We start from the raw sequence: 10,184 nt of genomic DNA on the forward strand, positions 1-10,184 counted from the left end.
CGCGCAAATCAGTCCTTGGGGTGGGCGTAGAGCGCCAGGACGGCCGCCGTCGCGGCGTCGGCGCGGCGCGCGATCTCGCGGGGCGAGGGCGGCGTGCTCACACCCATGATCAGGCGCAGGATCAGATCGCCGATCAGGATGGCGAAGAACCGCGCCGCGATCGTGGCGGGCTCGCCGCCGCCGACCAGCCCGGCGTCGCGGGCCTGGGTCAGGAAGCCGACCAGGGCGGCGTGATTGGCACCGCGGCCGTTGTCGTCCAGCGTGCGCGCCAGCTCTGGCGAGCGCTCGGCCTCGAGGATGGCGAGCCGGTGCATTGCCACCACCGAGGGGGCGCAGATCTCCTTCAGCACCGTGGCGCCGAACTGGGTCAGCGTCGCGGCCAGGGCGTCGCGGTCGGCGACGTCGGGCGGCGCCAGCTTCTGGCGCATGCGCGCCGAGCGCGCGGCGAACATGGCGGCGAGGATGCCCTGCTTGCTGCCGAACAGGGCGTAGAGCTCGCGCTTCGACACCTTGGCGCGGGCGGCGATCTCGCGCGTGCTGGCCGCGACGTAGCCGCGTTCCATCAGCACGGCAGCCGTCGCCTCCATGATGCGGCCGCGCCGGCCGTCGCCCGTATCCGCATCGGCGGCTGTATCGCCGGGGGGCGGCTTGCCGGTGCTGCGTGTGTGGCTCTTCACGTCGTCTCCCGATCCGTCGACGCACCCTACACAAACGGCAGGGGCCGAGAAATTCGCTTGCCTGGTACCGATCGGTACCATACAGTCGTACCGTTTGGTACCAAACGGTACCAGCGGGGCGGGCAGGCCGCACGGCGCCTCTGCCCGCAAGGGAGCGAGACATGGACGGCATCATCGCATCGCCGCATCGCGGCGACGATCTTCTGCACGGGCCCGGCTATCCCCAGACATGGTTTCCCGTCTGCCTGGCGCGGGACGTCGCAGCCGACACCCTGGCCGGCATCGACATCCTGGGGACCCGCGTCATCGTCTATCGCGACGGCGGCGGCCGCGCCGTGGTCCAGAGCGCCTGGTGCCCGCATCTGGGGGCGGATCTCTCGCAAGGCCAGCGGATCGAGGGCCATGTCCGCTGTCCCTTCCACCACTGGCGCTTCGATGCCGCCGGGGCCTGCGCGCACATCCCGACCGGCGACAAGATCCCGCCGGGCGCGCGGATCTTCACCTTCCCCGCGGCCGAGGCCTGGGGCCTGATCTGGGCCTTCAATGGCGCGACGCCGCTGTTCGACGTGCCGCGCATTCCCGGCGCCACGGCGGCCAGCCTCGCGGTCGAGGCGACCCTGCGCGGCGTGCGCCGCGCGACGTTCGCGCTGGCGACCAGCAACGGCGTCGACTTCCAGCACCTGCGCACCGTGCACGGCCTGCCGACCGTCGCGCCCGATGCGATCAGCGTGCGCGCCTACGACATCGAATACGAGATCGATACGGCGAGCTACCGCCACCACGGCCTGATCACCGGCACCAACACCTTCGCCCAGCATCTGCGGGTGGGCGGGCGCGACATGTTCATGCTGTTCACCGGCGCCCCGATCGACCGCGACCGGATCCGATCGTTCTTCGTCGTCGGCGTGCCGCCGGCGGATCAGGACGACGCTGACCAGCGCGCGGCCCTGCAGGCCTTGCGCGGCATGGCCGAACGGCTGATCGGCGAGGACGAGCCGATCTTCGAGAGCATGCGCTTCCGCCGCGGCGTCCTGGTCGCCAGCGACCGCTACCTGGCCCGCTTCTTCAAGTATGTCGCGGCGTTCCCGCGCGCCGAGCCGCCGGACGCCTGACCCGCCTGTTCCGATGGCTCAGACGAGCTCCTTCATGCCGGCAGGTGTTTCGATCTGCGCGCGATAGCGGAGGCTGCTGCCGGGCACGACGGCCGGTGCCCGCTCGATGCCGAGGTCGCGATAGAGCGCTGCGATGGCGGCAGGGTCAGGGTGCTCGAGGGTGAACGATCGCAGCCGCGCGCCCAGGTCCGCGATCGTGGCCATCGAGCGCGGCTTGCCGCGCCGGTCGATGACGGATGGCGCCGCGCCGCCCAGGGGCAGCGCGCCGTCATCGGGGATGGCGAACTCGAACGACGGCAGGGAGACCTTCCTGCCGAAGATGTCCTGCCTTCCGGCAAGGACGGCGTCGATGACATCGGTTCGCGCGACCCAGCCGCGCAGGCGGCGCCCCGCATCCCAGTCGGCCTTGACGGCCTTCTGGTCGTCGAGGCCAAACCAGCGCGCGCGATCCGGCGGCGTGCCCTCGGGATCCAGGGCCACGATCTCCATGTAGACCGAGGCGCCGAGCTGGAGCAGGTGATTATGGGTGCCCATGTAGTCGTGGCGCTGTCCGAACGGGACATCGATATCAAGGCACGATCGAACGTGGGCGACCCCTTCGATCAAGGTCGGCGCGATGACGCTGAGGTGGTCGAGCTTGAGCATGGCCGCGAGCCTAGCCGAGCGCAGGAGACACGACCATCCCTGGCCCGCACCGGGGCGACCGGCAGGGGATTCGCATATGGAAGCACCGGTGCCGTCTCCTCGCCCCGCGGCAGCGGGGAGAGGAAGGGGCCCATGCCGCAGGTATGGGAAGGTGAGGGGTACGAGCGATCAGCCCCTATTTTTGCTGCATGGCTTGATCGTTCCTACCCCTCACCTTCCCATCGCTTCGCGATGGGCCCCTCCCTCTCCCCGCTGCCGCGGGGCGAGGGGTGAACGGCGCCTTAGGCGATCGCCGTGAGGCGCGCGGGTGACGGGATGGTGGCAGCGCGGGATGGCAGTTGCGGCTCGCGCTATTTCATCGCGATCGATCCGGCCTGCTGCTTCTTGACCAGCTCCAGGGCGCGGCCCATCTCGGCCACCCGGTCCTTGAGGTTGCGCGGCGTGGTCTTGGAGCCCCATTCCGGCTTCACGTCGATCATCATCATCGACTTGTCGGTCTTGCGCACGGTGAGCCCGGGCGAGCCCGCGTCGACGCCGGTGCCGGAAACCCAGGGGTGCGTCGGAAAGAACTCGCGCATGACGCGCCACGCCAGCTCCGAGGCGGCCGTGCCCGGATCCTTGCGGCGCACGGCGATGAAGATGTCGCCCTCGTTGTTGGAGGCGTCCGGCTGCAGGTCCCAGGCGTTGGTCTTGTACATGCTGAGCGCCGGCTGCTGGTTGGCCGTCAGTCCGGCGAGCGGATCGTTCGGGTCCTGCGTGACATAGGCCATCCGGCCGCGGATCGTGATGCGGGCGGCCGGCGCCATCGGCGTGCACACGATCTGGCCGCGCTCGCGCAGGGGCGCGCCTGACGGCCCCCATTCGAAATTGAACTTGATCTCGTCCTTGAAGCCCTGGACCGTGCGCAGGAAGGCGTGGCTGACGATCTTCATGACGTCTTCCTTGCCGCTGCCGGCGTTGCAGCCCATCAGCACGACCTTGGCGTCGGCGGTGAAGCGGTCCTGCACGGCCTGGAACCTGGGCACGGCGCTCTTGAACTCGGGGAAGGGCCCGATCAGCGCCTTGTCGTCGGTGAAGTAGACGTCGTCGCGCTTCACGTCGCCGGCCAGCGAGAACACCTGGTCGTTGGCGTGGCCCAGGATCCTCAGCTCCTCGATCGATTCGGGGTTCTGGCCGGTGATGACGGCCAGCAGCTCGTCGATTGTCGCTGCCGCGGAGCTGCCGCCGGACCGGGTGCCCACGGCGGCGAAGTCGCGGCTGGCGGGCGACCAGTGGCAGGCGGCGATCCCGCCGCATCGCGGGTCCAGCGTGCAGCTGATCTCCTGCTGGTCGTTGGTCCAGGGCGGCACCGTTCTGTAGCCGCTGGCATGGACGAGGAGCTTCATCGGCGTCGTTCCCCATGAAAGCGTGCGCCCACGCCGATCCGGCGCGGGCGGGAAAGCAGCCACCAGACGCTACGTCACGTTGAATGAAGAGTGAGCGGCCACTGTAGACCGGGGGACAGCCGGGAGCAATTGGAAAAGAAGCGGGACGCGCTTCGCAAGCCCAGGTCGTAAAGGGCCGCGGCTGCCCTGGGACCCTAGTGCTCGGAATCACTGGTTGGTGACACACCTGTCATCCCGAGCGCAGCGAGGGATCTCCTGCGGCAGAGCGCACAGTGCGCCATTCGCAGGAGATCCCTCGCTGCGCTCGGGATGACGGTCACGACCCACCTTCTACCGATAGCCGATACTACTCCACGAAGCAGGTCCAGATCACGGCGAAGATCACCGACACGGCTGCGGTGCCGGCCAGCAGCTGCAGGGTGGCCGCGGCCAGGTTGTTTCCGAGGAGGTAGTGGTGCCAGTCGAAGTAGGATCTGAAGCCCTCTTGCGGCCCGGATCGCTCGCTGCCTGGGTCTGTCGTCACGTGTCCTTCACCTTCACATCAGGGTGCGATCTGCGCGTGCTTCCGGCACTCTTCCCGCCGGCCCATACCACCTGGTCAGGACGTGCTCTACCGGAATTGCGCCCTCAGCCACTGCGCCACGTCGCGCACGTCCTGCATGCCGCGCTGCGCGCGCGGCACCACGAGGTAGTAGCCGGCGCCGACATCGGCCGTCATGGCGGGGAAGCGCACCAGGCGGCTGCCGGCGGCGTCCTGGCCGCCGGCGCCGGCCAGGGTGATGCCGGTCCCGGCCGCGGCGGCGCGCAGCGCGACGTCGGTATTGTCGAACGCCAGCGTCTGTAGCCCGGCCAGCGGCCCGAGCCGGTTGGCGGCGAGCCACAGCGACCAGGCCCGTTCCGTGCCGCTCACCAGCAGGATGCGCGTGGCCCGCAGGTCGGCGCGCGTCAGCCGCTCCCGGCCGCGATACGCCATGCCGGCGACCGCCTGCATGGGCACGCCGACCAGCCGCGTGGCGGTGCCGTCGCGCCAATCGCCGAAGCCGAAGCGGACGGCGATCTCGCCGGCGGCCAGCGGCTCGATGCGCGGCGACGTCTCGACCGCGAACGCGATGGCGGCAAAGCGCTGGCGCAGGCGCGGCATGTGCCGCGCCAGCCAACCCGACGCGAATGAGTGCGGCGCCTTGATCACGATGCGCTTGTGGGTGGCGCTCTGGTCGGCGATGTGGCGCGCGATGGCGCCGAAGGCGCGCGTGGCGATCCGGTGCAGCGCCCGGCCGCGCGGCGTCAGGGAGATCCCCAGCGGCGTGCGCACGAGCAGGGCCGTGTCCATGTCGTGCTCGAGCGCGGCGATGCGCCGGCTGACCGCCGACGGCGTCAGGTGGAGCTGGACGGCAGCCGCGCGGATGCTGCCGGCATTGCCGACGCAGACGAAGGCTTCGAGCCCGCGCAGGTTGGGCAGCCGCGTGCTGATCGCTTTTCCCGTCATCGCGCCAACCTCGCTGTCCTGCGTCGGGGGTGATGCAATTTCCGCAACACTAGCGGAATTCTTTGCGGTACGCGATCCGGGGCGGCCGCTCGTAGAACCGCTGCCATCGCGTGTTCGACCGACCGGAGCGCCCGCCATGATCATCGACGCCTGGATGCAGCAGACGACGGAGCGCTTCGCGCGCCACGAGATGCTGGCGACGCTGCGGCGCTGGACGCGCGAGGAGATGCGGCCGCAGATCACCGACGCGATGACGATCGCGGCCATGGATGCGGGCGGCGTCCGGGTCGCTCTCGCCTCGGCGTGGTGCGGGCCGCAGGGCTGGCTGATCTCGCACGAGGAGGTGGCGGCGCTGGCGCGGGCGCATCCCGGGCGCGTCCTGGGCATCGCCAGCGCCGACCTCGACCGGCCGATGCCGGCGGTGCGCGAGCTGCGCCGGGCCGTGAAGCAGCTCGGCTTCCGCGGCCTGCGTGTCGTGCCCTGGCTGTGGAAGCTGCCGCCGAACGATCGCCGGTTCTATCCGCTCTACGCCGAGTGCGTCGAGCTCGGCATCCCGTTCTGCACCCAGGTCGGCCACACCGGGCCGCTGCGGCCCTCGGAGACCGGCCGGCCGATCCCCTATCTCGACGAGGTGGCGCTCGACTTCCCCGAGCTGGTGATCGTGGGCGGGCATATCGGCTACCCGTGGACGCAGGAGATGATCGCGCTCGCCACCAAGTACCCGAACGTCCACATCGACACCTCGGCCTATACCGCGCGCCGCTATCCGCCCGAGCTGGTGCAGTACATGCGCGGCCATGGCCGCCGCAAGGTGATGTTCGGCAGCAACTACCCGATGATCGCGCCTGCCCGGGCGCTCGAAGGCCTCGATAGCCTCGGCCTCGACGACGAGGCCAGGGCGCTGTTCCTGGGCGGCAACGCCGCGCGCGTGTTCGGCGTCGGCTGAGCGTGCGGCGCCGCTTCTTGTGCCGGCACGCCGTTGCGCGCGCTGCCGGCGCCGGGCACGTTCGGCGACCTCCTTCGGCGCGCGGTTGGCGCCCGCGTCCGAAACGACCCAGCGGCGGCAGGCGAGGAGTCAGGCCGCGCCTTCCTGAGCGTGCCCGGTCTGCACCGACGTCTTTGTGATCAGGCCCGGCGCCCCGAAGCCGCCAGCCCTGCCTGCGCCCGCGCGCCGGCTGTTGGCCCGGTGAAGGGTGTCGATCGGACGCTCGCCGAAAAGCGCGCGATACGACAGCGAGAAGCGCCCCATGTGCCAGAAGCCGTTGTCGATGGCGATGCGCGTTATCATGCCAGGCAAGGGCTGGCTCCGGAGCAGCTGCTCGCGCGTGGCATTGAGCGCCCGCACGCGCAGGTAATGCGCCGGACTCATGTTCAGCATGTCCTGGAACGCCCTTTCCAGGGTTCGTCGCGAGACGCGAAGGGCCGAGCAGAGCCTTGGAATGGTGGGAATCGACATGGGGTCGGTGTCCATTCTGGCATCCGCTTCGAGAATGATCGCCTGTGCCGATCGGAGCCTGTCGGACGGTGTGGCGGCAATCGGTGCCGTGGCGGCGAGAACGCCGAAGAACGCGTCCAGCAGCGCACGTTCCGCGTTGGCCCGCCACTGCGAGTCGTTCAGGAGGCGCGGACAGTCGATGTCCAGCTGCCCGATCGTCGCTGTCACATCCCTCAGCTGGCGCAGCGCGCGTCCCTCGGCCTGGCCCGCGGGATAGCGGCCAGGGAAGCGCAGCGGCTCCAGCCGGGAGATGGCGGCGACCTCGTCGCTGTAGAGCGCGGCCGGCATCGCCAGCGTGATGGCGGTCACCGCGGCCGGATACCTGACATCGTTGACGCTGCCGGGGCCGAACACCGTCATCGTGCTGACCGGGAGGCGTTCGCCGGCAATCACGAAGGGTTCGGGCGCTTCCACGGCAAAGCCCAGGGTCACCACGTCCGGCGGCGTGCCGATCACCGCCCGGACAGCCGTCGAGAAGCTGGTCTTCCTGAACGCGGTTCTTTTGAAGCGAAGGCGATCAACCGACGCGCTCAGGCAGCCAGGGCCCAGCTGCATATGCCGTCCAAGGGTGCCACCAAGCATCGAGCCGTCCAATGCGCCCCGGCTGAAGCCGCGCAGGGTCATCCTTTCAGAGGCTGGCGCGACATTTTCCTGCGGTCCGGCCACGTAGCGCAGGGCGGCCAAAGGTGAAGAGATACGACCGTCCATGTGCCCGGCTCTGGGATGGCGCAAAGCGGATAGACGCTTGACTACGCATGGACAATAAATGTCGTCGTTGACTCAGTCGTGGATACGACGGCACTCCAATTGTCGCATGTAAATGCGGATAATTGCATCGAAATCAGGGGCGAGACGTGTCGCGGGGTCAGGGATTGGCAAGGTCCGGACTGCAAATCGTCTCCTGGTGACGGCCGCCAGCGCGTCCGGCACCGATGCCGCTACGCACGGGCCGGTGCGGCGCCGCCGCGAGGCTGCAGGGCGGGTTCAGCGGGGAGGATTGCGGCATGGTGGAGCACGAACGAAGACCGCGTCGGCAGACACGTCGGGACTTTCTTGCGGCGTCGGCCGGCGTCGCGCTTTCCGGTTCGCTGCTGGATGTCGCGTTCGGATCGGCACAGGCCCAGACGCGCCCGGCGCCGGCGCCAGCGACGGGCGGGCCGCGCAGCGGGCTCAACATCCTCTTCATCTTCACCGACCAGGAGCGCCACCAGGCCCGCTGGCCGAAGGGCCTGTCGCTGCCCGGGCATGAGCGGTTGGCGGGCGCCGGCGTCACCTTCACCAACCACCAGTGTCCGGCGACGATGTGCACCTCGTCGCGCGCGGTGATGCTGACGGGCCTGCAGACGCCGGACAACGGCATGTTCGAGAACCTCGACGTGCCGTGGATGCGCAGCCTGTCCTTCGAGCATCCGACGATCGGCCACATGCTGCGCAAATCAGGCTACTACACGGCCTACAAGGGCAAGTGGCACCTCAGCCGCGAGTTCGACACCCGCTCTGTCGAGCAGTTCATGACGCCCAACATGGAGAAGTACGGCTTCGCCGACAATTTCTCGCCGGGCGACCTGATCGGCCACACGCTGGGCGGCTACAGCTACGACCACATCACCGCCGGCAGCGCGATCAACTGGCTGCGCACCAAGGGCCGGCCGCTCAGCGACGACGGCAAGCCGTGGTGCATGTTCGTGAGCTTCGTGAACCCGCACGACATCATGTACTTCAACACCGACAGGCCGGGCCAGAGCGTGCAGGATACGGGCAAGCTGCGCCTGCACGCCGCGCGCGCGCCCGAGCACGCGCTTTACAAGGCGACGTGGGACGTGCCGGTCCCGGCCAGCCTGCGCCAGCCGTTCGACGCGCCGGGCCGGCCCAGGGCGCATGGCGAGTTCGACCGCATCTGGGACTACATCCTGGGCAACGTGCCGCTGGAAGAGGAGCGCTGGCGGCGCTTCAACGACTACTACATCAACTGCATCCGCAACGTGGACCGCTCGCTCGAGGCGCTGCTGGCGGAGCTCGAGGCGCTGGGCCTGGCCGGGAACACGATCGTGGTGTTCACGGCCGATCACGGCGAGATGGCGGGCGCGCACGGCCTGCGCGGCAAGGGTCCGTTCGCCTACCAGGAGACCAACCGGCTGCCGCTCGCCATCGTTCATCCCGACGTCAAGGGCGGGCAGCAGTGCAAGTCGCTGTCGAGCCATATCGACTTCGCGCCGACGCTGCTCGCCATGGCCGGTGTGGCGCCCGACGCCGCGGCCGCGGCCGCCGGCCGCGCCTTGCCGGGCAAGGACCTCTCGCCGCTGCTCACCGATCCGGGCAGCCGGGCGATCGATGCGGCGCGGCCGGCAACGCTCTTCACCTACAGCGGGCTCGCGAGCAACGACAGCAGCGTTTTCGACTTCGCCGCCAAATCAGCCGCCGCCGGCAAGGACCCCAAGGAAGAGGCCAGGAAGCAGGGCTTCCGCCCCGACCTCAAGAAGCGCGGCAGCGTGCGCTCGGCATTTGACGGCCGCTACCGCTTCACGCGCTACTTCGCGCCGGTCGACCACAACAGCCCGACGACCCTTGACGAGCTCTTCCGGTGGAACGACGTCGAGCTGTACGACCTGGCAAGCGATCCGGACGAGTTGATCAACCTGGCCGTCGACCGCGGCAAGAACGACGCGCTCCTGACGACCATGAACGGCAAGCTGGAGGCGGTGATCAAGGCCGAGATCGGCAAGGATGACGGCCGCGAGCTGCCCGAGATCGCCGGCATCACGTGGGGGATCGACAAGGTCGATCTGTAGCTGCTGCCGACTATCGCTGAAGGTGGGGCGTGAGTGTCGCCCGAGCGTGTGTGACTTAACCCTTCCCCCGGAGGGGGAAGGCATTCGCATATGACCTCGCTGTCATCCCGAGCGTCAGCGAGGGATCTCCTGCGGCAAGGCGCACGGTGCGCAATTCGCGGGAGATCCCTCGCTGACGGTGGAGCATATGGAGCACCGGCGCCGTCTCCTCGCCCCGCGGCAGCGGGGAGAGGAAGGGGCCCATGCCGAAGGCATGGGAAGGTGAGGGGTAGGAACGATCGAGCCATGCAGCAAAAACAGGGACTGATCGCTCGTACCCCTCACCTTCCCATCGCTACGCGATGGGCCCCTCCCTCTCCCCGCTGCCGCGGGGCGAGGGGTACACGGCAGCATTTGCGAATGCCCTGCCCTCCGGGGGAAGGAAAGGATCACAAGCGCCGAACGGGTTGCGACTGTCATCCCGAGCGTAGCGAGGACCTCCTACCGGTTATCAAGGGGAAAATGGAGGGCAATAAGGGGCGCTTGTGGTTTGATGGCGGTCCCTTGCCGTGTGAGCGTAGCGCCGTGCTCGGCGCTGTCCAGGACGCTGCGCGCC

General features: G+C 69.1%; 9 protein-coding genes. 3 read left to right on the forward strand and 6 right to left on the reverse strand.

All coding sequences use genetic code 11. From position 1 onward, the window contains the following. Positions 1-8 precede the first annotated feature (8 nt). Positions 9-677 (reverse strand): TetR/AcrR family transcriptional regulator, encoded by a 669-nt coding sequence (locus FHP25_RS37470; RefSeq protein ID WP_178134083.1) that lies wholly within the window; start codon positions 675-677, stop codon positions 9-11. A 161-nt stretch (positions 678-838) separates the two neighbouring features. On the opposite strand from FHP25_RS37470, the gene FHP25_RS37475 reads away from it, so the two are divergent. Further along, positions 839-1,789, forward strand: a complete 951-nt coding sequence (locus FHP25_RS37475; RefSeq protein WP_147852114.1) for a Rieske 2Fe-2S domain-containing protein — start codon at positions 839-841, stop codon at positions 1,787-1,789. Positions 1,790-1,807: 18 nt separating this feature from the next. On the opposite strand, the gene FHP25_RS37480 is transcribed toward FHP25_RS37475, so the two are convergent. The 4 genes from FHP25_RS37480 to FHP25_RS37490 form a co-directional block, all read right to left on the reverse strand. Next, entirely contained in the window at positions 1,808-2,434 is a 627-nt protein-coding gene (locus tag FHP25_RS37480; RefSeq protein ID WP_147852115.1) for a VOC family protein, read from the reverse strand. A 350-nt stretch (positions 2,435-2,784) separates the two neighbouring features. After that, complete coding sequence (locus tag FHP25_RS37485) at positions 2,785-3,819, reverse strand: hypothetical protein (protein ID WP_147852116.1); 1,035 nt, start codon at positions 3,817-3,819, stop codon at positions 2,785-2,787. A 346-nt stretch (positions 3,820-4,165) separates the two neighbouring features. After that, complete coding sequence (locus FHP25_RS41185) at positions 4,166-4,342, reverse strand: hypothetical protein (protein ID WP_178134084.1); 177 nt, start codon at positions 4,340-4,342, stop codon at positions 4,166-4,168. Between the two features lie 87 nt (positions 4,343-4,429). Further along, on the reverse strand, positions 4,430-5,305 hold the full coding sequence (locus FHP25_RS37490; RefSeq protein ID WP_178134085.1) for a LysR family transcriptional regulator: 876 nt from the start codon (positions 5,303-5,305) through the stop codon (positions 4,430-4,432). A gap of 136 nt (positions 5,306-5,441) precedes the next feature. On the opposite strand from FHP25_RS37490, the gene FHP25_RS37495 reads away from it, so the two are divergent. Then, positions 5,442-6,251: an amidohydrolase family protein gene (locus FHP25_RS37495; protein ID WP_218578905.1), complete on the forward strand. Its 810-nt coding sequence runs from the start codon at positions 5,442-5,444 to the stop codon at positions 6,249-6,251. Positions 6,252-6,380: 129 nt separating this feature from the next. On the opposite strand, the gene FHP25_RS37500 is transcribed toward FHP25_RS37495, so the two are convergent. After that, complete coding sequence (locus FHP25_RS37500) at positions 6,381-7,508, reverse strand: AraC family transcriptional regulator (RefSeq protein ID WP_147852118.1); 1,128 nt, start codon at positions 7,506-7,508, stop codon at positions 6,381-6,383. 296 nt (positions 7,509-7,804) lie between these two features. Here FHP25_RS37500 and FHP25_RS37505 point away from each other — a divergent pair, with 296 nt between their 5' ends. Beyond that, positions 7,805-9,589, forward strand: coding sequence for a sulfatase-like hydrolase/transferase (locus FHP25_RS37505; protein ID WP_147852119.1), 1,785 nt, complete (start codon positions 7,805-7,807; stop codon positions 9,587-9,589). Positions 9,590-10,184: the final 595 nt, after the last annotated feature.

The organism is Vineibacter terrae, assembly GCF_008039615.1.
GTDB lineage: Bacteria > Pseudomonadota > Alphaproteobacteria > Reyranellales > Reyranellaceae > Vineibacter > Vineibacter terrae.